Source organism: Sphingobacterium kitahiroshimense, from assembly GCF_025961315.1.
GTDB classification, from domain to species: Bacteria; Bacteroidota; Bacteroidia; order Sphingobacteriales; family Sphingobacteriaceae; genus Sphingobacterium; species Sphingobacterium anhuiense.
Genome location: NZ_JAOQNK010000001.1, coordinates 1985652 through 2008222, shown reverse-complemented (window position 1 = coordinate 2008222; position 22571 = coordinate 1985652). Strand labels below are relative to the sequence as shown.

Genomic DNA, 22571 nt, shown 5'->3' with positions numbered 1-22571 from the left:
TAAAAAAAAGAATAATAAAAAAAGGATGCCTTACGATCATAGAGCATCCTTTTTTTATGCATTGGCAAATATTTACTTTATTAAACCAGCACGTTTCAATAAAGCTTCTACCTTCGGTTCTTGGCCTCTAAATTGTTTGTACAAACTCATTGGATGTTCAGTGCCACCTTTGGATAAAACGGTATTTTTAAACTTAGTTGCAATCTCTTTGTTAAAAATGCCATTTTGTTTAAAGTAATCAAACGCATCTGCATCTAAAACCTCAGCCCATTTGTAACTGTAGTAACCTGAAGAATAACCGCCATTAAATATATGGGAAAAAGATGTGCTCATTGCATTTTCAGTAACATCAGGATAGAGTTGCGTCGATGCAAACTGTTTATTCTCAAAATTTTTGAGGTTATCGATCGCTGTAGGATCTTGACCATGCCAGCCCATATCTAATTTTCCAAAGCTGAGTTGGCGAAGTGTAGCCATACCTTCTAAAAAGGAAGCACTCTCACGAATTTTTGTAACAAGATCCATTGGGATCGGTTCTCCAGTTTCATAATGCTTAGCAAATAGCGCCAATGCTTCTTGTTCATAACACCAGTTTTCCATGATCTGACTAGGCAGTTCGACAAAATCCCAAAACACCGCAGTTCCTGAAAGCGTAGGGTAAACGGTATCTGCTAGCATACCATGTAAAGCATGACCAAATTCATGAAATAAAGTTGTTACCTCATTAAATGTTAAAAGCGATGGTTTGGTTTCAGTAGCAGGAGTGAAATTACACACGATTGAAACATGTGGACGTTCATTTTTACCATCTTTTTTATATTGTGGTTTAAATGAAGTCATCCAGGCACCATTGCGTTTACCTTTTCTTGGAAAAAAGTCAGCATAAAAAACTGCAATGAAATTCCCCAAATCATCTTTTACTTCAAATGTTTGTACATCTTTATGGTACTTGTCAATAGTTTGCACTTCATTGAAGTATAAACCAAATAATTTTCCTGCAATTTCAAATGCTCCTTGCAGTACGTTTTCTAATTTGAAAAAAGGTTTTAATTGCTCATCATCAAGCTGAAACTTCTTTTGCTTCAATTTTTCAGCATAGTAAGCTCCGTCCCATTTTTCTAAAATAGCAATACCATCAGTTTCATTGGCAAAAGAGCTTAATTCCTGAAATTCATCTTTTGCCGCTGGTTTTGCTTTGGTCAATAAATCATCTAAGAATGCGTTTACCTTATCCGGATTCTGTGCCATACGCTCTTCTAATACAAAGTGGGCGTGCGTTTGATAGCCTAGAAGTTGTGCGCGTTGAAATCGAAGTTTCGCAATTTTTAATACAATCTCTTCGTTATTATTTTCATTATCCTGATATGCTTTTTTACCGGCTGCAATAGTGATTATTTTACGCAATTCACGATTTTCGGCATAGGTGACAAACGGGATATAGCTTGGATAGTCTAGGGTAAAGATCCAACCTGTTTTTTCTTGAGATCTCGCTAATCCGGCTGCAGCTTCTTTGACTCCGTCTGGCAAACCAGCAAGCTCAGCTTCATCTGTAATATGAAGTTCATAAGCATTGGTATCGGCCAATACATGTTCCCCGTACTTTAATTTAAGTAGCGAGAGTTCGGTATCAATAGCGCGAAGCTGCTCTTTTTTATCATCAGACAGAAGCGCCCCATTGCGAACAAAATCTTTATAGTTTTTCTCTAATAAAGTTGTTTGCTCTAATGTTAAATCCAACTGTTCTTTTTGATCATAAACCTGCTTTATTCTTTTGAACAGATCAAAATTAAGCGTGATATCATTGCCAAGTGCTGCAAGTTTTGGAGCAACATCTTGAGCGATCTGTTCTAATTCGTCGTTGGTTTCCGCTGAATGTAGATTGAAAAAAATAGTTGATAAACGATCTAAAGACATTCCCGAAAATGCCAATGCAACAATCGTATTGTCAAAAGTAGCAGGTTCAACGGTATTTGCTATGGCATCAATTTCAGTTCTAGTGCTAGCAATAGCTTGATCAAATGCAGGTATATAGTCTTCGTTATTTATTTTAGAAAATGGTGCGGTATTATGAACCGTCTCAAAATGTTGTGTTAAGATACTCATAAAGTAAATTTAGTAGAATATTTTGAACCTATGTAGAAAAATCAAAATTACGACAGCGAGATGATATTCAAAATTGAAAATTCGCTTTATTCATTCTTTAGCTTATAGTTTAAGGTGTATAGGTTTTTTTTGGTTCAAAATAATTCCATAATAAATGTGAGATCTTTCTGGTGAGTTCCTCAGCTTCATTATTTTTAGTCCAGCTTTGATCTTTAATGTTGTTTGTCAATACACAAAATACATAATCACCACTAGGGGCATTTACAAGTACAACTTCACCGCGGGCTTCATCAACAGAGCCTGTTTTAGATGCGGTCTTTACATATGCCGGTATCTGAGAAAGGGATCGTTCGTTGTAAAAGATATTTCCTAAATAACGGTACATTTTATCCGATGCTTTTGTGCTGACAACTTTACCTTGGAAAATCAGCGCTACTAAGGTTGCCATTTCTCTGGGGGTAGTCTGTCCCCAACCATATTTTTTCCAGATCTCATTGCGACCTTCGGTACGGGAATTAACTTTTGTATTGACTAAACCTAACTGGTCCATGAGTTGGTTTATGGTCGAACCTCCTCCTGCTAGTTGCTGATTCCAAATAGAGGTGACATTATCACTGTAAGAAATCATCAGACCTATCATAGTGGCAAGATCTGTTTCACTGCTGTCTTTAAAAAATTGCATCAGACCTGAACCGCCATATTGCTGTGATGATCGGAATGTAAATTTTTGATCCAGTGCCAATTCTCCTTTTTCGATTTTATCAAATATACCTGCTAGTATAGGAACTTTTACGATACTGGCTGTTGGAAAAATGGAGTCAGCCTGGATAAGTACCTCTTTTTGGGTTTTGAGATTTTTTACATAGATACCGATATCTCCATGAAAGTCTTGTGTTAAGGCTCTTAATTGACGGTCTAATTTTTTGTCAATATGCTGAGCACTGGTGCTATAAGGAAATAGGATAGCAATGATGAGTAGTAGGAATAAATTTTTTGTTCTCATTAGATTTTAATTGTACCTTATAAAAGTAATCATAATAAAAGTATTATTAATCGAAGGAAGTATATGAATCTTTTTATGTTATTATTAGGATGTAAGCCATCTGGAAGACATGTTGAACAGCATGATATCTATTTTGGTATTGCGGAACGTTTGGGAGAACTGGCTCCATCTATAGAAGCCTATTGGCCCGAGGCAAAAGGGGAGATTCATGTTGATGCCTGGCGAGCAGTGACAAAAGTCGGATCTTATCAAATTTCAATCTCGGAAGAGCCTGTAAACAATGGAAGCTTGAAACTCTATTTTGTTAATATGGGAGGGTATAAACCCAATGATATGGAAGAGTATCATTATAAGGAAATGGTTGTTGCTTATAACTTGGAGGAAGCAAAGGAAGTCGCAAAAGAAACGGTTTTCTTTAAACATCATATTTCTCCGCATATTGATGATAAATATGGTATCGATGTCGATGATGTATATGAAATTGAAGAGCTTTTACCGGCATTATTTAAAGGGAAATATTATGTTAAGATTCGTGAAGAGCAACATGATTTCTTAAAGGAAGATGATATTACTAATGGTTACTTTACGATGGAAATCTTACGAGATCAATTGGAATAAATCAGACAAGTATTGTTATAAAACGTACCTCTATTTTGATTTAGTTTACTTGTAATTTTATAACAAAAAAAAGAAAGTGAATAATTTGAACCATTTATCCCGTAAACAATTCATACAAAATGCCGCTATAGCTGTTGCTGGCGCATCTCTTCCGTTAAGCACATTGAGCGCTAAATCTATCAATCCAATGCATATAGAAATAAAAAGTAAAATGCTGAAATTTAAGAATGTACGTTTGGAAACTGGTTTTATTTATGATGAGGCTGATGTAATTGGTACTAAAACGGATTTATTTTATGTTGAAGTTGAAAATGGTAAAATATCAAAAATCGGTTCCAATCAAGCCAACGTAGATGCTATTGATGCAAAAGGATTATTAATGTTGCCTTCTTTCAGAGATATGCACATCCATTTGGATAAAACTTTCTATGGTGACAAGTGGCAAGCAATAAGACGTGGAGCTGGCGGCGTGAAGGGCATGATTGCTTTAGAACAAAAAATACTTCCCGATTTATTGAAGAATTCAACTTTCAAAGCTGAGAAACTGATCGAATTATTACAGTCGAAAGGTACAGGATTTGCACGCAGTCATGTTAATATTGAACCTACTTCGAAGTTGCAGTCGCTAAAAAATCTACAAAAAGCGCTTGAGAACAAACATAAAAGTTTTAGTGCTGAGATCGTCGCTTTTCCGCAACACGGCGTATATTATACAGATAGTGTTCCTTATTTAAAGGAAGCTGCTCAAATGGATATTGACTTTATAGGTGGCGTAGATCCGTATTCTATTGATGGACAAATTGAAAAAACAATGGATTTTACAGTTCAGTTGGCATTGGATAACCAAAAAGGAATAGATATTCATTTGCATGAGTCTGGAGAATCGGGATTGAAAACAGTGGAGTATCTGATTGATAAGGTTAATGAGAATCCTACATTGAAGGGTAAAACATTTTTAAGTCATTGTTTTGTATTAGGAAAGATTGATAAAGTAAAACAAGAGGAGATTGCTGAAAAATTAGGAGCTGCTCAAATCGGTATTGTTTCTACTATTCCTTTTGGAGGTTTAATTATGCCGATCCCTACTTTATATAAACATAACGTTACTGTAATGACCGGAAATGACAGTATTGTGGATCATTGGAATACTTTTGGAACGGGAAGTGTTCTGCAAAAAGCTAATCTGATGGCACAGTTGTATGGATATTCGTCAGAGTTTTTATTGTCAAGAAGTTTAAAGATAGCAACGGGAGGAACTTTACCTCTAAATGATAAGGGTGTAAAACAATGGCCAAATGTTGGAGATCAGGCCGATTTTGTGTTGATCAAGGCGAGTTGTTCTGCAGAAGCAGTATCACGGATCTCTGATGTGGAGACTTTGGTACATAAAGGTGAATTGGTGAAGATATCCCAAGATTAAAAAAATGGTTGATTATAATCCATTCTCCTCTGTTTTTAGTAAATTGAATTACTAAATTTGAGGAGAAATGGATAACCAGCACGATTATTTTCCAGTTTTAAATATTCAAGAATTTACTGAAGCACCCTCAGGATTTACAAATTTATTGTTTCATGAGATCAGAGGTGCTCGTCATATTGTTGAACCACATAAGCATGATTTTTTAATTATTCTGCTATTTGAGAAGGGGAGTGGTACCCACAGCATTGACTTTAAAAATTATGTGATCGAATCTCAGCAGGTTCATTTTTTATTCCCAGGACAGGTTCATCAATGGCAATTTGATGAAGATACGGTCTGTTATCAATTGATGATTAGCCGTGATTGGTTTGAAAGTTTTCTCCCCGATCTTCGATTTTCCTCTCTTTATTACCAGCAACATCCTGTTTTTCAAATTTCTAGATCGCTGTATGCAGCATTGTTTTATGAATTTCGAGCTATAGAACAGGAATTGCAAGAAACAAATATTCTTTGGGAAATTATTCAGACACGTAGCAAATTGATCGGTTTGTTATTGCGCAAGTCTTTTGAGATTACATTCAATGATTTTGAGAAATATCATTCAAATCCGATTATTTCAAAATTTGTACAGCTCATCGATCTTCATTTTAAATCAAATCGGTCGGTAGCTTTTTATGCAGAAAAATTACATATCTCCGCTAATTACCTCAATATAGTTAGTAAAAAAGTGATTAATACCGCCGCATCGACATTGATTCATGACCGTATTTTATTAGAAGCAAAACGTTTGCTTAAAATATCGGAAATGAGTGTTAAGGATATTGTATATGATTTAGGGTTTTATGATCACGCCAGTTTTTCGAAATTTTTTAAAAGTCATACCGGAATGACACCATCTCAATTTAAAGAACAAGGATAATTTTGACAACAGTTGGCATAATCTGTACCTAATCGGTCAGTAGTTGATTTTTATATTTGTTATATAATCATTTATCTTATGTTGCCATCTCATAAATTAATTGCCAAAGGGCATTACACACTAAAAAATGTTCGTTTAGAGACCGGATTCGAATATGAAAACCAGGAGGTGATCGGTACTCTTACTGATCTCTTCTGTATTGAAATTGCAAACGGAAAGATAATAGCTATAAAAGCTAATAATGCAGCTGAAGAAGCTGTTGACATGAAAGGAAGGCTGATGTTGCCTGCTTTTAAAGACATGCATATTCATATGGATAAAACTTTATTTGGTTTACCATGGCAAGCGCTATCTCCAAAAAGAAAAACGGTTGCAGATATGATTGCTTATGAGCAAGAGATCATTCCCAGATTGTTGACAACCTCCACAGCACGTGCCGAGCAACTCATTGCTTTATTGCAGGGATATGGTACAACTTATGCGAGAACCCATTTTAATGTAGATCCGACCTCTGGGCTTCAATCTTTTGAAAATCTTTTGCTAGCGCTCGAACATCAAAAAGATTCCTTTCAAGCGGAGCTTGTTGCTTTTCCGCAACACGGGCTTTATTATACAGATTCTGCTCCTATTATGAAAGAAGTAGCGAAGTCTGATCGGGTTGATTTTATAGGCGGACTTGACCCACTCAGTATTGATGGAAGCATAGAGAAGCCTTTGGAATTTACTGTACAGTTGGCATTGGATAATAATAAAGGAATAGACATTCATCTTCATGAAGCAGGTCCTTCGGGAATGAAAACAATTCAATATCTTATCGATAAAGCAGTTGAAAATCCTCATTTACAGGGGAAAACATTTATCAGCCATGCCTTTGCTTTAGCACAACTGAATGCAAAGGAGGTTGAAGAGATTGCTGAGAAATTGGCTTTTGCAAAAGTGGGTATTGCTTCTTCTGTGCCATTTAAAGGACGTCCGATGCCTATTCCAGCATTAAAAAAACATGGAGTAAATGTGCTGATCGGAAATGATAATGTACAGGATTATTGGAGCACATTTGGTACGGGTAATATGCTGCAAAAAGCAAACCTTATAGCAGAGCTATACGGATATGCGACCGAATTGCAGCTTTCACGTACGCTACGCTTTGCAACACAGCAACTCTTGCCTTTAGACGATGAAGGAAAACAACAATGGCCAAAAGCGAATGATGATGCTAACCTTGTTTTTGTAGATGCGACCTGCTCAGCCGAAGCAGTCTCTAGAATGTCTTATGTACACGCATTTATGCACAACGGAAATCTTTTTGTGACAGATTAAGCTCGTTATGAGCTCATAGGGGCGGTGATTATACTTGACTTTTCGGCAGTATTGCTAAGTTAAATACATAATTTATGTATGTAAAAGATGAAATTACAAAAAATTAACATACAATTGTTCATTCTAAAATATAATTGACGTATTTTTGCAAATCCTAAAATCAATATGGTTTGGTTGGAATAGGGAAAAATAAATATTATGAAAAGAATAGGTGAATCCAAAAAGATTTTTGGTATTACAAAAAATGAAGATTTAGCGACGTTAAAAAAGATATATCGTGACTTAATCAAAGCTTGGCATCCGGATAAATTTCAAGATGAAGTACAAAAAGAGGAAGCTGAGTTAAAAAGTACAGAAATTATTGAGGCTTACCACTTCTTAGTTAGTATTTCTCCTGAGACACATGAAGCAAATTTAGAAGAGTATAACAATACGATCAATAACTTTTTTATTGAAGATTTTGAATTTAAGGGTCAGACATTACGCGTTACATTTCAGGATAAAAGTACTTATGAGTATTTTGGTGTTCCAAAAACAGTGTACACGAAATTCATCAATGCTGAGTCTCGTCCAAGATTTGGTAGAAGACAAATTTTCAACTCATATACATTCCGCAAAAGTGCGAATGCAATGGGAGCATAGTTTAATTGCTTATCATAAAAAAAGCCTTATTGTTATTAACAATAAGGCTTTTTTTATACAATTTTATTTAATTATGCTTCAGATATTGCATTGATAATATCATACTGTGTGATGATATTAATTTTTCCGAATTCATCTTCTACCAGTACAGCTTGTGTATCTTTATTGATCAAAGCCGATATTTTATCAATCGACGTATTTAAGTCAACAAAAGGAAAGGGCTTTGTCATAACTTCTTGTACTGACGAGGATTTAAGAGCTGGATTTTCTAAAAGAGCATTCAAAATATCAGACTCTGTTATTTTTCCGACCACCATTCCCTGCTGTGTTACGGGTATTTGAGAAATATTAAGTGTTTTCATAAAGTTGAACGCTTCAAAGACGGTTTGTTCAACATCTGCTGTTACAATTGCTTGCTCACCTCTTCTTTTTAAGATACTTTTTGCGTTGAGTTTCTCATCTTCTAAAAAGCCACGTTCTCTTAACCAATCTTCATTATACATTTTTCCCATATAACGCGAACCGTGATCATGGAAGATAACGACAACAACATCATCTTCTTTTAAGCGATCTTTTAATTGAATAAGACCTGCTAATGCTGATCCAGCTGAGTTTCCGGCAAAAATTCCTTCCTTACGAGCCAGTTCTCTCGTCATTAATGCAGCATCTTTATCGGTAACTTTTTCAAAAAGATCAATTAAACTAAAATCAACATTTTGCGGTAAAAAATCTTCACCAATACCTTCTGTTATGTAAGGGTATATTTCATTTTTATCGAAAATACCGGTTTCCTTATATTTTTTAAATACAGACCCATAAGTATCTATTCCCCATACTTTAATATTAGGATTTTGCTCTCTCAAATATTTGGCTGTACCTGAAATGGTACCTCCAGTACCAACACCCACGACAAGGTGGGTGATTTTCCCTTCAGTTTGTTCCCATATTTCAGGACCAGTTTGTTCATAATGTGCCAGCGCATTTGAAGGGTTATCGTATTGATTGGCTTTCCAGCTATTGGGAACTTCGCGTTCCAGACGGCTCGATACCGAATAATAGGAGCGGGGATCTTCAGGATCCACATTTGTGGGACAAACGATCACTTCTGCGCCAAAGGCACGTAAAGCATCGACTTTCTCTTTGGATTGTTTATCTGTTGTGGTAAAAATACATTTATAGCCCTTGACAACAGCAGCCATGGCTAATCCCATACCTGTATTTCCAGAAGTTCCTTCAATGATTGTTCCTCCTGGTTTTAATAAGCCAGCTTGCTCTGCATCTTCAATCATTTTAAGTGCCATTCTGTCCTTAATCGAGTTGCCGGGGTTACTGGTCTCGATCTTCGCTAGGATGGTTCCTTTTAAATCTTTGGTGATTTTGTTTAGCTTAACAAGAGGGGTATTTCCTATTGTTTCTAAAATGTTATTATACCACATAAATTTACTGTTTGTTTATGCAAAAATACCAAAAAATGTCTGTTTCCTAGAATTTCAAATGTTTCACAGTCAACCCATTATTTTTAAGTTGCTTAAGCGCATCAATACCAATACTGATATGAGCATCAACATATTTCGCTGTTACACTTACATCACTATTAGCAGTCTTTACGCCTTCTGGAATCATAGGTTGGTCCGAAACAAGTAATAAAGCACCCGTTGGAATTTTGTTTGCAAACCCGACACTGAAAATAGTGGCTGTCTCCATATCAACAGCCATAGCACGTATCGTTTTTAAATATTTTTTAAAATCTTTATCGTGTTCCCATACCCGTCTGTTGGTTGTATAGACTGTTCCGGTCCAGTAGTCTCTGGAGTGGTCGCGAATAGTAGTTGATATTGCTTTTTGCAATGCAAATGATGGTAATGAAGGCACTTCAGCGGGGAAATAGTCATTGGATGTACCTTCTCCTCTGATGGCTGCAATTGGTAAGATGAGTTCTCCTACACCAATTTTTTTCTTCAACCCCCCTGTTTTTCCTAAAAATAGGACTGCTTTCGGAGCAATAGCAGACAATAGATCCATGACGGTTGCGGCCATTGGGCTCCCCATACCAAAATTGATAATAGTGATGCCGCCTGCAGTAACACTTTGCATGGGTTTATCTTCACCATAAATAGGTGCATTGTCATGCATTTCAGAAAAAATAGTGACGTATTTTGAGAAGTTTGTTAATAAAATATAATTACCAAACTCTTCTAAAGGTCTTCCTGTATAACGTGGTAACCAGTTGTGAACAATCTCTTCTTTTGATTTTAAACCTGGTGTGATAGGGCTATCTACGTTTTTTTTACTTTTTGCCATAATTCTTCAATTTAATAATTTAACCTATTTGAAGGAGGGCCTATGGGAAGAAATTTGTGCGGCTAAAAAAAATCCCCCGCGGTATGCGAGGGATTTCTTATTTAAGCGACTTGCAATTTTTTGATGTCCGACTTTTCAAATTTTTTCGTCGCATATTCTAACGTAATATGCAGTTCTTTTTGATTCGTCTTTTCCTTTGACGTAGGAATTTCAAACATTGCGTCGAGCATAATAGCCTCACAAATACTTCTTAAACCACGAGCTCCAAGTTTAAATTCATCAGCCTTGTCTACGATAAAGTTGTAGACTTCGGTATCAAATTTTAATTCAATTCCTTCGTATTCAAATAATTTTCTATACTGTTTTATTAACGCATTCTTAGGTTCTGTCAAGATACTTAATAGTGTCTCTTTGTCCAATGGGTTCAAATACGTTAATACAGGTAATCTTCCGATCAATTCCGGTATTAAACCAAAACTTTTTAAATCCTGAGGTGTGATGTACTTATAAAGATTTTTTAAATCAATTTCTGCATCATCCTCATTCATTCTGTAACCTACTGTCTGTGTACGAAGACGATTGGCAATTTTCTTTTGAATGCCATCAAATGCGCCACCACAGATAAATAAAATGTTGCTTGTATTGACAGCAATCATTTTTTGATCAGGATGCTTACGGCCACCTTGAGGTGGTACGTTAACAACTGTTCCTTCTAAGATTTTCAACAATGCTTGTTGAACACCTTCTCCAGATACATCTCTGGTAATGGAAGGGTTATCACTTTTACGTGCTACTTTATCAATTTCATCGATATAGATGATACCGCGTTCGGCTGCCGCAACATCGTAATCTGCCGCCTGTAATAAACGAGTTAATATACTTTCAACGTCTTCACCGACATAACCGGCCTCCGTTAATACTGTAGCATCTACAATACTGAAAGGTACATTTAAAATCTTTGCTACCGTTTTGGCCAGTAAAGTTTTACCGGTACCGGTTTCACCTACAACAATTAAATTTGACTTCTCAATTTCAATTTCATCTTGATCAACTTTTTGATTTAGACGTTTGTAATGATTGTATACAGCAACAGAGATCACTTTTTTTGCGTCATCCTGCCCGATAACATACTGATCTAAGTGTTCTTTTATCTCTAAGGGACGAATGAGTTTTAACGCAGTTTGTAATGTTTTACTCTTACGTTGTTTCAATTCTTCCGCTAGAATTTCGCCTGCTTGATTGATACAGCGGTCACAGATGTGAGCTCCATCTCCAGCGATAAGCATTTGGGCATCATTTTTACTCATTCCGCAGAATGAGCAATGAACGCCACTATTATTATTTTTAGCCATTATTATTTAATAATCTCCTTTTTAGGAAGTAAAATCTCGTCAATCATTCCAAAGTCTTTTGCTTCGGAAGCCTTCATCCAGTAATCACGGTCAGAAGATTTTTCTACCCATTCGTAAGTTTGTCCTGAGTGGTCAGCAATAATAGTGTAAAGTTCCTCTTTCAATTTCATCATCTCACGAAGATTGATTTCCATATCTGAAGCAACACCTTGAGCACCGCCGGAAGGTTGGTGGATCATGACACGTGAATGTCTCAATGCAGCACGTTTACCTTTTGCTCCAGCAACCAATAATACAGCACCCATAGAAGCTGCGATACCTGTACAGATTGTAGCAACATCTGGTGCGATATATTGCATCGTGTCATAAATACCTAATCCTGCATAAACACTACCACCTGGTGAATTGATGTAGATTTGAATATCTCTTTGGGAATCTGTTGATTGTAAAAACAACAATTGTGCCTGAATGATATTTGCTACCTGATCGTTGATACCATCACCTAAGAAAATGATACGATCCATCATTAAACGTGAAAATACATCCATTTGAGCAACGTTTAATTGACGCTCTTCTACGATGTATGGAGTCAAGTTCGTAGGTGTGTTTACTTGCGCACGTGCAATAAATCCATCAACATGTTGACTTCCAATTCTGTGATGCTTGATTGCATATTTTCTGAATTCGTTTTTATCTATATTCATATTCTTTGTGATTCAAATTTATAAGACTAATATAAAACTATATTTTAAATAATAAATACTATACGCCATTTGTTTTACACATGAGTTACAATTCTCTTAAAGTTGATCATAACTCGGTAGCTCTTTTATAAAGGCAAATGATTTGTTTTCAAAATCAATTTTACAGTAGTAATGCTGTAATCCATTGCTTACTAAGAGTAACGGAATTTTATGAATAGAATTGTAATTAGCGATCTGTTCGAAGGTCGCCTGTGTAATTTTTATATGTGGTGCCTTAAATTCAGCTAGTACTATTTTTTCTCCTTGATTATTATATATGAGTAAATCACTTCGTTTTTGAAGGTCATTTAGTCGTAAGCCACCTTCTATCTTCATTAAGGATTTAGGATACTTTTTGTTGATATGGAGAAAGTGTACCCAATGTTGGCGAACCCATTCTTCCGGAGTTAAAACAAGTTTCTTCTTTCGTAAATCGTCAAAAATGAAAATGGTTTCATTCTCTTTTGTCAATTTCGCTGGATATGGCGGTAAATTTAACGGAATTGGGTTAAACATAGGACAAAGATACTAATTTTTGAATTATTCAAAATAGAAGAGATGTAGGATTCCGTTATTCAAATTTTACGGTTCGTCATTTTAGTTGTAATTTAGTGGCATCATGAATATCAGTCCTATTTTAACAGACATTAAAAAACGTAAATTTCAACCGGTCTATTTGTTGCACGGTGAGGAAAGCTATTTTATAGATGTCATAAGTGATGCATTAGAGCATACGGTTCTTAATGATGCTCAGAAAGGTTTTGATCAAACTGTACTTTACGGAAAGGATACTGATTTCTCGACAATTGTGAATGCTGCCAAGCGTTATCCAATGATGAGTGATCACCAACTGATTATTATTAAAGAGGCTCAGGATTTGAAATGGAAGGATGACGAATTGATTATCAAATATGTAGAGCAATGTACAGTGAGTACGGTTTTGGTGTTTGATTATAAATATGGCAAGTTTGACAAGCGTAAAAAATTATACAAAGCCATTGAAAAAAAAGGCCTTGTCGTAGAATCAAACAAACTTTATGACGATAAAGTAGCCGCATGGGTTATTTCTTATATTAAAGAACAGGGATGGAATATACATCCTCAAGCAGCTGCCCTACTGTCAGAATATTTAGGTACAGAACTTTCTAAAATTGTCAATGAGCTGAATAAACTGATGCTCAATGTACCAAAGGAAAGAGAAATTGTTGTGGCAGATATTGAACAAAATATTGGTATTTCAAAAGATTTTAATGTTTTTGAACTGAATACTGCTTTAGCGAAGCGTAACGCATCTAAAGCATATCAGATTATAGATTATTTTGCCGCAAATCCAAAAAGTAATCCTTTAGTGTTAGTTCTAGGTACTATAGCTGGATATTTCACCAAGGTTTTAAAATATCATTATATCATTGATAAAAGCACAGCAGCTAAAGAGCTGGGTGTTCATCCTTTTTTTATGAAAGAATATGAACTTGCAGCACGTAACTACAATAGAAGAAAAACATTTACGATCATCGAAGCATTAAAAGATGCAGATTTAAAATCAAAAGGAATGAATGTAGGAGGTAATACGAGTACTAAAGATATCCTGACAGAATTGATTTTTACAATACTTAATTAGCAATTTTACAAGAAATAACGATTAAAATATTCTCAATATTTTTATAAAAAAACCTTTCTCATTTGTTTGAGTGAGGTTTTTTTTATGGAAAACCTAATGTAAATCAATGTTATTTATCTTATTTACAATGATATCGAATTAATGTTATCTTTTTGTAAATTTTAATTTAAACGCTTGTTTAAATTAAACGCTTGTTTAAATTTGCGCACGGTTTTTAAAATCACAATAATGGAATTCAGTGAAAAACAATTAGAAATATTGCATGTCGCAGAAAAGCTTTTTGCTACAAGTGGATTTGATGGTACATCTGTACGTGATATAGCACATGAAGCCCAGGTCAATGTCGCTATGATCAATTATTATTTTGGTTCTAAAGATAAATTGTTAGATGATCTTTTTACCTACAGGGTTGAAAAATTCAAGATGGATGAGAGTATTTTACAATTGACTATTCCTGTGATGGATATCCTTGACGAGATGGTAAAATCTTATATTAAATATATGAATTCTAGTCTGGCGATCTATCATATTTTGGCAATAGAAGCCGGAGTGAAAAAAAGGTTGATGCTTTCCGATTCCTATAAAAATTTAAAAAAGCACAATTTAAATGTCATTTCAAGTATTCTTCAAAAAGGAGTAGATGCAGGCGAGTTTCGATCAGGTAATGATCCAATCTTGATACATGCCACAATGATGGGGACGTTCATGAATTTTCAGATGAACAGATCTTTTCTAAAATCAGAATTAAATCTTACTACTGATGAGGAGTATAGTCAATATATGGAGTCAACTTTAGTAACCCACTTACAAAGAACGATTAAAGCTTTATTAACATATGAATATTAAAATAGGGAAGTTGGCACTCTTACTTTTCTGTCTACAGGGGGTTGCATTTGCGCAACAGGGTGATCCCCTCACTTTGCAAGAAGTAATCCGTCTTGCTCAGACACAAAGTTTGGAAGCAAAAGCTTCAGAAACAAAAATTAAAGGAAGAAAATTGGAGTTGGATGCTTCAAAGAATAGTTTACTTCCTGACGCTAAGTTGAGCGGACAATATTTAGCAATGACTTCTCCGGATGTTAAACTTCGGATACCTTTATCATCATCTTCAGATCCGATGGATATTAAAGCTAATCAGTTAATGCTAGGACAGGCTTCTGTAAGTATGCCCATCTATACAGGTGGAAAAATTAAAAACAGTATCGCAGCAGCTGGCAATGCTGTGAAGATGGAGGAGTTCTCAGCTTTAGCGTTAAAAGATCAATTGGCTGAACAAGGTATTAGCTTGTATATCAATTTGTATAAAGCGCAACAGACTGCACTTTTAATGGAAGAAAATATTAAAAGATCTGAGCAACGTGTGACAGATTTTAAAGCTATGGAGGCGAATGGGATCATTCCACGAAATGATCTTTTAAAAGCTGAATTGCAATTGTCTAATTATAAGGTTTCTCTTCAGGAAGCAAAAAAAAATGCTAATGTTTTAAATTACCAGTTGGTTAATTTTTTAAAACTAGATGAGGCTACTCAAGTTTCTGCGATCAATCTGGATGAGGCACCTATAGCAGGAGATTTCTCTGATGTTCAAACCGCGTTGGCCAATAGGAATGAATTGAAGGCCTTACAGGCACAACATGATATTGCTTTGAATAAGGTCAATATTGAGAAATCTAATGCATTGCCAAAAATAGCATTAACGGGTGGTTATGCTGCACTGGACGTACATAATTTGGTAACAGTGAAAAATGCCGTGAATGTTGGTGTAGGAGTTTCTTATGATATTGGATCACTTTATAAAAATAAGAAGAATGTCAATATCGCCCGTAATCAAGTAAGCCAAGTGGATGAAAATGTGGTTATGATGAACGACAAAATTAAAGTTCAGGTACAACAGGCGAATGAAAATTATCACTTGACGATTTCTCAAAATCAATTGTATACAGAGGCAGTAAATCAGGCGAATGAAAATTATCGTATTGTAAAGGATAAATATGATAATGGTGTGGCGGATACAGATGATTTATTAGAAGCTGATGTACAACAGCTGCAATCAAAAATTAACTTAGCGATTTCTAAAGCTAATACTGTAGAGAAATATTATGATTTACTTTTAGTAAATGGTCAATTAACAACAAAATAATTATAAATATCAATGGAAAATCAAGAAGAAAAGAAACCATCAAATAAGAAATTTGTCTTCATTCTTATTGCTCTTATCTTAGTTGGAGGAGGGTATGGTGGTTATAAATACATCCACAGTCAGTCGCATGAAACAACAGATGATGCACAGGTTGATAAAAATATGAACCCGATCATTCCTAAAGTAGGTGGTTATATTGCACAAGTGTATGTAAAGGATAATGATATTGTTAAAAAGGGAGATACATTATTTACGATTGATACACAGGATTATCTGATAAAGGTAAAAGAAGCTGAAGCTGCTTTGTTGGGCGCAGAGGGATCTTTTGAAGTATCGAAAGCTGATGTGAATGCCACTTCTGCTAATGTAGCGATTTCTGATGCGACGGTTCGTTCTAATATTGGAAGTATTGATGTTGCGCAAATTCGTGCAGAACAAGCTCAAAATGATTTCAATCGTTATTCGAATCTTTATAATAACCATTCAATTACGAAACAGCAATATGAACAAGCTTTAACAACTAAGTTAGAGGCAGAGAAACAAGTTGAGATTCTAAAACAACAACGAAATGCATCAAATTCACAACGTCAGGCTGTGCTGAGTAAAACAAATGTTGCAAGTAAACAAACAGCAGTAGCACAGGCTAATATTGAACGCGCTAAAGCAGCTGTTGACGCCGCTAAATTGAATCTTTCGTATACAGTAGTTACTGCTTCTGCAGACGGTCAGATTTCTAATGTAAAAATAAGACCTGGACAGATGGTTAATCCTGGAGCAGCATTATTTTACATTGTTGATAATCATGAGACCTGGGTTGTTGCTAATTTCAAAGAAACACAGATGAATGATATTCGAATTGGACAAAAGGTAGCAGTTACTGTTGATGCGTATCCAAATATCGAATTTGAAGGTGAAGTGAATTCATTTTCACCGGCAACAGGTTCTAAATTTTCTTTACTTCCTCCGGATAATGCTACTGGTAACTTTGTGAAAACAGTACAGCGTCTTCCTGTGAAGATATTATTAACGAAAGCTAACACAGCTGATCATATTGCTTTATTGCGTCCAGGAATGAACGCTGACGTTGACGTTCACTTAAAATAAGATTATGACAGCTACACTTGATCAGGATAGTCTCATTGAATATGGGTATCGGCGTGTCATCATCACTATTATAGCAGTTCTTTGTGCTTTATTGGAGATTGTGGATACCACCATCGTCAATGTCGCTCTCAATGATATGAAAGGAACATTGGGTGCGACGTTAACGGATATCGCTTGGGTCATTACAGCATATGCAATCGCGAATGTGATCGTGATCCCCATGACAAGTTGGCTATCACAACAGTTTGGGCGCAGAAATTATTTTGCAGCCTCTATTATTATTTTTACGGTTGCTTCGTTTTTATGTGGCAATTCAACCAATATTTGGGAACTGGTATTTTTTAGATTTATACAGGGAATGGGTGGGGGAGCATTATTAGTTACTGCTCAAACTATTATTACCGAAAGTTATCCCCCGGCAAAGAGAAGTATGGCGCAGGCCATATACGGAATGGGGGTTATTGTTGGGCCAACGCTAGGTCCTCCTCTAGGTGGTTATATCGTAGATCATTTCTCTTGGCCTTATATTTTTTATATCAATGTTCCTTTGGGTATTATTGCTGTTCTTTTGACACTTACATTTGTTAAGAGTCCTAAATATGGTGAAAAACAGGCTGCTAAAGATGTGGATTGGTGGGGTGTGGTTTTCTTGATTATGTTTATTGGTTCTTTACAGTTTGTATTGGAGCATGGACAGCAGGATGATTGGTTCTCCAATAGTACAATTGTTATTCTTTCGGTTACATCAGTTTTAGGATTACTGTTTTTCGTCTGGAGAGAGCTGACCTATGACCGGCCGATTGTTAATTTGCGGGTTTTAAAGGATAAAAATCTACAAGTTGGTGTCGTGATGAGCTTTATACTCGGTTTCGGCTTGTTCGGTTCGACATTTGTTATTCCGATTTACACCCAGTCTATTTTGGGATGGACAGCAACAGATGCAGGTTTACTGCTTATTCCGAGTTCTCTGATGACTGGGTTCATGATGCCTTTTATCGGTAAGATGATTCAGAATGGGGTTCCTCAGAAATATATGGTCGCGATAGGTTTATGTGTATTCTTTGGTTTTTCATTTGTGATGTACAGCCGTCTGACGAATGATACGGGAGCGGAACACATGTTTTGGCCTTTAATATTTAGAGGTGTGGGTTTAGGTCTATTGTTTGTGCCAGTAATGACTTTATCATTGTCGACCTTATCGGGTAAAAGTATTGGTGAAGGAGCGGCGTTTACGGGAATGATGCGTCAATTGGGTGGTTCATTTGGTATTGCTTTGATTACGACATTTATTTCTCGCTTTAGTCAAAGCCATCGGGTTAATTTATTAGCTAATTTAGATCCAACTGATTTTGAGGTACAGCAACGTATCAATCAGATGCAGGCTAGTTTTATAGCTAAAGGATTTACCCCTAATGAAGCCTTAGGAAAAGCTTATCAATTATTAGAAGGTTCAGTCATGAAGCAGGCTACTGTTTTATCTTATATGGATGTGTTTTTATACATCGGGATATTATTCATAGCCTGTGTACCATTCGTGCTGATGATCAAACAAGGTAAGAACAAAGTGGATACATCAAGCTTACACTAAATAAGATAAAAATTTAAAAGAATAGAAACAGCCGTAAATATATATACGGCTGTTTTTTTTTGTGAATAATTTCGGATTAATGTAAAAAAGCAGATAAAAGTTTATCTGAAAAATAGTGCTAATGAAAAGAACTGAATCTAACAGATCATTTTGATTGTAACAAATCGTTAATTTATTTGTTTCTCAAGTGATGCACTTGTAAACTTAAAACAAGATTTAGATTAGGACAAACTAATGATCGACTTATGAAATTATTACTTATTCTTTTTACAGCTTTTTTTCTTGCCCTGATAGGCACAAAATTAGTCTACGGTTTTTGGGATTTTTTATTTGCAGGTAATCTTGGTATGACTGTTTTTATCATTTTCACTGGTTTGTCGCATTTTAGATTTCAAAAAGGTATGGTGATGATGATGCCAGATTTTATTCCTGCAAAATTATTTTTAGTATACTTAACGGGAGTACTCGAAATTGCAGCTGGAATCGGATTGATGATACCCTCATTAAGAGCAACCACTGCAATATTGCTCATTATCTTTTTTGTTGTCGTCTTCATTGCAAATGTTAATTCTTCGAGAAAGATGATCAATATTTTTAAAGCCGATTATACGGGGCCGGGGATGAATTATTTATATGCACAAAGACTTCCGATGCAGCTTATTTTAATAGCATGGGTATGGTATTTTGGGCTTTATTTAAAATAAAGTTTAAAAAAATCCTCCGTCATCGAGAGATGAGGAGGATTAAACCAATTATAATAGAAGGGGGGAGGGAATATTATTTCGTTAAGATGTTATCAAAAGTGATAGCCATATAGTATAAAGCGCCAAGTGTAGGTCCACCTGCATATTGTATATAATGATTGTTTAATATATTACTTCCACCAAGTTTAATAGTTGTTTTAGGCATCTTGTAACTAACCTGTGCATCAATATTATTATAAGCGGAGACACGGGCATTCACAAGCGGGCTTTCCCAGTCAAATGCATCCTGCCATTTCCAAACAAGATTAAAACCTACGTTTGGCAGAATCTGTCTATTTCCGAAAGATAGATTAGATGCCCACTTAGGAGTATTGAATCCGGTAACAAATAAATCAGATTCTTTATTTTTAGTAATATCACTGTAGTTAATATTGCCGGATACTGTATAGTTACCACTGAAGTTATAAGTAATACCAAGAGAACTTCCATAATTGTTATAACTGTTTTTGGCATTCGTATAAACACGGTAACGAGTTTGTTTGGATCTATTACTAGCTAACATATCAATAACAGATGCATCTGTTGTGATCTTATCTGTAGATGGGACGGCGACTTCTACCTGACCTAAAAATCCATTATAGACATTGCTGTAAAGATCCCAGTCAATAGCTAATTTGTTTTGAAACAATACCGCTTTATAGCCAATTTCGAAAGACTTGATACTTTCTGGCTCTGTTGCCTTTAAATTTGTAATAGCTAAAAGTTCCCGGTTTTTAAGTGCCGCATCATTAGCTGTCAATCCAGTTGCGACATCCTTGTTTACCGCTGCATTAAAACTATTTACGGATTGAAGGGTATATGAATTATCTAAGTATCCAAGTCCTTCATTGATATAGGACAAGCCTCCTACGCGACGTACATTTCCGTTATTGACAAATGATAGTGCTTCAAATAGAGCAGGAAAGCGATATCCATTTTGAAAAGATGCTCTAAGGTTATGTTTTTCCTTTAGGGTATATACTGCTGCAATCCTAGGATTAATTTTTGCTGAGAATTCAGGATTATAATCAACTCGTAATGATCCAAAAAGTTTTAATTTCTCATCCAGAAGAGATTTTGTAATCTGTCCAAAACCACCAACTTTTTTGTAATAGACATTTTCACCAAAAGAACCATTTGACAAAGGCTGACTCCTGTCTGCTATAGGTCTTTTAAAATCCACAAAGTTGTTTCCGTCAGGAACTACTTCATAAATGGTCGCATCACCCCCTATTAATAAGTTGAAAATATTGATGTGTCGGCTTAAATCCCATTGTGCATTAACGTGGTAAGTTCTGCTCATTTGTTTCAATTGAGCACCACCTGTTGCGGTACCGGTTTTAACGCCTGCATTCAAATGATCCCAATTATTGATTTTAGTAATGGTATTTTTTAGTTCATCAAAATCTTTTGTACCAGGTTCTACACGACCTTTGTCAGCTACTATTCTAGCATTTCTTAAAGCATCTGTTAAAGATATTCCTTCATTTAACTGTGTTTGCAATGAGTTTTTATAAAGATCTCGCCATGCATTATTAGATAAATGAGTCAGGTCTAAATTGTCTGCCAAAGGTTTAATATTATAGGAGTCACCCGTGTTTTCAGTAGAAAGGTAGGTTTTTATAGAATAGTCATTTCCTTTTAATTCTAATTTATGATTTTGAACCTTTACATTATCCAATTGAATTTTATTTCCTCTTTGAAAGACGCCATCCATTTGACCAAATCGGTAGCTATAAGATAATTCCGCATTTTCAGTAAGGCGATAATGTAATGCGGCATCAAATTTTAAATTTTCAACTGTAGGCTTTGAAAGCTCTTCCTCTTTGTAACCTGTACGTCTCACAATTAGAGATTGGTTTGCTTTACCATTAATGTTCAAACCCGAAAGGGTCACAGCATTATTATTTTCGTCACCATAAATATTCCAGCCATCGTAGGCTGGGTTATTACTTCCCGAAAGTTCTGGGAAGCTAGGGTTTGCTGTGTTTAATGTGTTTGGATTTTGATCCTGATAAGAATTAGACAACCAGTCTGTTCCTCTTAAATAGCTAAGATTGACTTTGAATGCAAATTTATTATTGAAAGATTTGGCAAAGCGGACGGCATTTTCTGTCAAATTACTCAATTCTCGACCAGTACCGCCGGTATGATTTAACCCATTTTTGGAGTAAACGCTTAATCCTTCGTATAAAAACGGGTTTTTTGTCAATAGATTAGCCATCCCATTAATGGCATTCATACCATAAAGAGCAGAAGAAGCGCCAGGAGTTATTTCTATACTTGCAATATCCAATTCTGTGGGACCTATGGCATTACCTAATGGAACACCTAATGTCGCCGCTTGCATATCTACACCATCAGCCAACTGAACAAATCTAAAGTTATTAGGAATATTGAAACCTCTGGTATTAGGAATTTTGAAAGTAATGCTTGAAGTGGTCATTTGAACACCCTTAACATTTTCAAGTGCATCATAAAAACTAGGGGCAGGGGATTCTCTAATAGCTCTGATATCTAATTTTTCAATTGAAACAGGAGATTTTAAGATACTTTCCTGTGTTCGTGATGCCGTGACTACCACTTCTTTTCCGAGAATTGTTTGCGTCAATAATGCTAAATTTAAGTTGGATTCTGGACCTGTTACTTCGTAAGTTTTTGTTTCAAAACCAACTCCAGATACTTTTAATGTAAAAGGATATTTTGCCTTTGTGTTGAGTTTAAAATCACCTTTGTTATTCGTTGATGTTCCGTTTACAGTTCCTTGAATTGTAATGGTAATTCCGGGCAAAGGTTCTTTTGTGTTCTGGTCAATAATATGACCGGTGAGTTCAATAATATTGGACCCTTGAGCAAAAGATGGAGTAGTTTTGGCCACCCCAATAATCGCGATGATAATAAAATTTAGTAATGTTCTTTTCATATTTAATATTAAATCTATCGATTTGGTAGACAAA

At 35.6% G+C, this 22571-nt stretch carries 19 protein-coding genes; 11 read left to right on the top strand and 8 right to left on the bottom strand.

Annotation, left to right across the window (positions count from 1 at the left end; all coding sequences use genetic code 11):
- Nucleotides 1-72 precede the first annotated feature (72 nt).
- On the bottom strand, nt 73-2103 hold the full coding sequence (locus tag M2265_RS09155) for a M3 family metallopeptidase (protein ID WP_132773700.1): 2031 nt from the start codon (nt 2101-2103) through the stop codon (nt 73-75).
- Nucleotides 2104-2212: 109 nt separating this feature from the next.
- Nucleotides 2213-3106 (bottom strand): serine hydrolase, encoded by an 894-nt coding sequence (locus M2265_RS09150; RefSeq protein WP_132773698.1) that lies wholly within the window; start codon nt 3104-3106, stop codon nt 2213-2215.
- Between the two features lie 75 nt (nt 3107-3181).
- On the opposite strand from M2265_RS09150, the gene M2265_RS09145 reads away from it, so the two are divergent.
- The 5 genes from M2265_RS09145 (at nt 3182) to M2265_RS09125 (ending at nt 8022) form a co-directional block, all read left to right on the top strand.
- Entirely contained in the window at nt 3182-3724 is a 543-nt protein-coding gene (locus M2265_RS09145; RefSeq protein ID WP_243655515.1) for a DUF1543 domain-containing protein, read from the top strand.
- A gap of 76 nt (nt 3725-3800) precedes the next feature.
- Nucleotides 3801-5144, top strand: a complete 1344-nt coding sequence (locus tag M2265_RS09140) for an amidohydrolase (RefSeq protein WP_243655514.1) — start codon at nt 3801-3803, stop codon at nt 5142-5144.
- 67 nt (nt 5145-5211) lie between these two features.
- A complete protein-coding gene (locus M2265_RS09135) occupies nt 5212-6063 on the top strand; it encodes an AraC family transcriptional regulator (RefSeq protein ID WP_132773695.1) in 852 nt (283 codons plus the stop codon).
- 78 nt (nt 6064-6141) lie between these two features.
- On the top strand, nt 6142-7380 hold the full coding sequence (locus M2265_RS09130; protein ID WP_132773693.1) for an amidohydrolase: 1239 nt from the start codon (nt 6142-6144) through the stop codon (nt 7378-7380).
- A 198-nt stretch (nt 7381-7578) separates the two neighbouring features.
- Nucleotides 7579-8022, top strand: a complete 444-nt coding sequence (locus tag M2265_RS09125) for a KTSC domain-containing protein (RefSeq protein ID WP_132773691.1) — start codon at nt 7579-7581, stop codon at nt 8020-8022.
- A 71-nt stretch (nt 8023-8093) separates the two neighbouring features.
- On the opposite strand, the gene M2265_RS09120 is transcribed toward M2265_RS09125, so the two are convergent.
- The 5 genes from M2265_RS09120 to M2265_RS09100 all read right to left on the bottom strand — a co-directional run bounded on the left by M2265_RS09120 (nt 8094) and on the right by M2265_RS09100 (nt 12934).
- A complete protein-coding gene (locus M2265_RS09120; protein ID WP_132773689.1) occupies nt 8094-9458 on the bottom strand; it encodes a pyridoxal-phosphate dependent enzyme in 1365 nt (454 codons plus the stop codon).
- Between the two features lie 46 nt (nt 9459-9504).
- Entirely contained in the window at nt 9505-10323 is an 819-nt protein-coding gene (locus M2265_RS09115; RefSeq protein ID WP_021188870.1) for an AMP nucleosidase, read from the bottom strand.
- Nucleotides 10324-10424: 101 nt separating this feature from the next.
- Nucleotides 10425-11675, bottom strand: a complete 1251-nt coding sequence (gene clpX, locus M2265_RS09110; RefSeq protein WP_132773687.1) for an ATP-dependent Clp protease ATP-binding subunit ClpX — start codon at nt 11673-11675, stop codon at nt 10425-10427.
- A 2-nt stretch (nt 11676-11677) separates the two neighbouring features.
- Complete coding sequence (gene clpP / locus M2265_RS09105; RefSeq protein WP_132773685.1) at nt 11678-12379, bottom strand: ATP-dependent Clp endopeptidase proteolytic subunit ClpP; 702 nt, start codon at nt 12377-12379, stop codon at nt 11678-11680.
- A gap of 96 nt (nt 12380-12475) precedes the next feature.
- Nucleotides 12476-12934, bottom strand: a complete 459-nt coding sequence (locus tag M2265_RS09100) for a type I restriction enzyme HsdR N-terminal domain-containing protein (RefSeq protein ID WP_132773684.1) — start codon at nt 12932-12934, stop codon at nt 12476-12478.
- 103 nt (nt 12935-13037) lie between these two features.
- On the opposite strand from M2265_RS09100, the gene holA reads away from it, so the two are divergent.
- The 6 genes from holA to M2265_RS09070 all read left to right on the top strand — a co-directional run bounded on the left by holA (nt 13038) and on the right by M2265_RS09070 (nt 19575).
- Complete coding sequence (gene holA / locus M2265_RS09095; protein ID WP_132773682.1) at nt 13038-14039, top strand: DNA polymerase III subunit delta; 1002 nt, start codon at nt 13038-13040, stop codon at nt 14037-14039.
- 228 nt (nt 14040-14267) lie between these two features.
- Nucleotides 14268-14885: a TetR family transcriptional regulator gene (locus tag M2265_RS09090; protein WP_132773680.1), complete on the top strand. Its 618-nt coding sequence runs from the start codon at nt 14268-14270 to the stop codon at nt 14883-14885.
- Nucleotides 14875-16179 (top strand): TolC family protein, encoded by a 1305-nt coding sequence (locus tag M2265_RS09085; RefSeq protein ID WP_132773678.1) that lies wholly within the window; start codon nt 14875-14877, stop codon nt 16177-16179. The genes M2265_RS09090 and M2265_RS09085 overlap by 11 nt, the downstream gene beginning before the upstream one ends.
- 12 nt (nt 16180-16191) lie before the next feature.
- Nucleotides 16192-17283, top strand: coding sequence for an HlyD family secretion protein (locus tag M2265_RS09080; RefSeq protein WP_021188463.1), 1092 nt, complete (start codon nt 16192-16194; stop codon nt 17281-17283).
- 4 nt (nt 17284-17287) lie between these two features.
- Nucleotides 17288-18871: an MDR family MFS transporter gene (locus M2265_RS09075; RefSeq protein ID WP_021188462.1), complete on the top strand. Its 1584-nt coding sequence runs from the start codon at nt 17288-17290 to the stop codon at nt 18869-18871.
- 245 nt (nt 18872-19116) lie between these two features.
- Nucleotides 19117-19575: a membrane protein gene (locus M2265_RS09070; RefSeq protein ID WP_021188461.1), complete on the top strand. Its 459-nt coding sequence runs from the start codon at nt 19117-19119 to the stop codon at nt 19573-19575.
- Nucleotides 19576-19648: 73 nt separating this feature from the next.
- On the opposite strand, the gene M2265_RS09065 is transcribed toward M2265_RS09070, so the two are convergent.
- Nucleotides 19649-22537, bottom strand: coding sequence for a TonB-dependent receptor (locus M2265_RS09065; protein ID WP_132773676.1), 2889 nt, complete (start codon nt 22535-22537; stop codon nt 19649-19651).
- Nucleotides 22538-22571 lie beyond the last annotated feature (34 nt).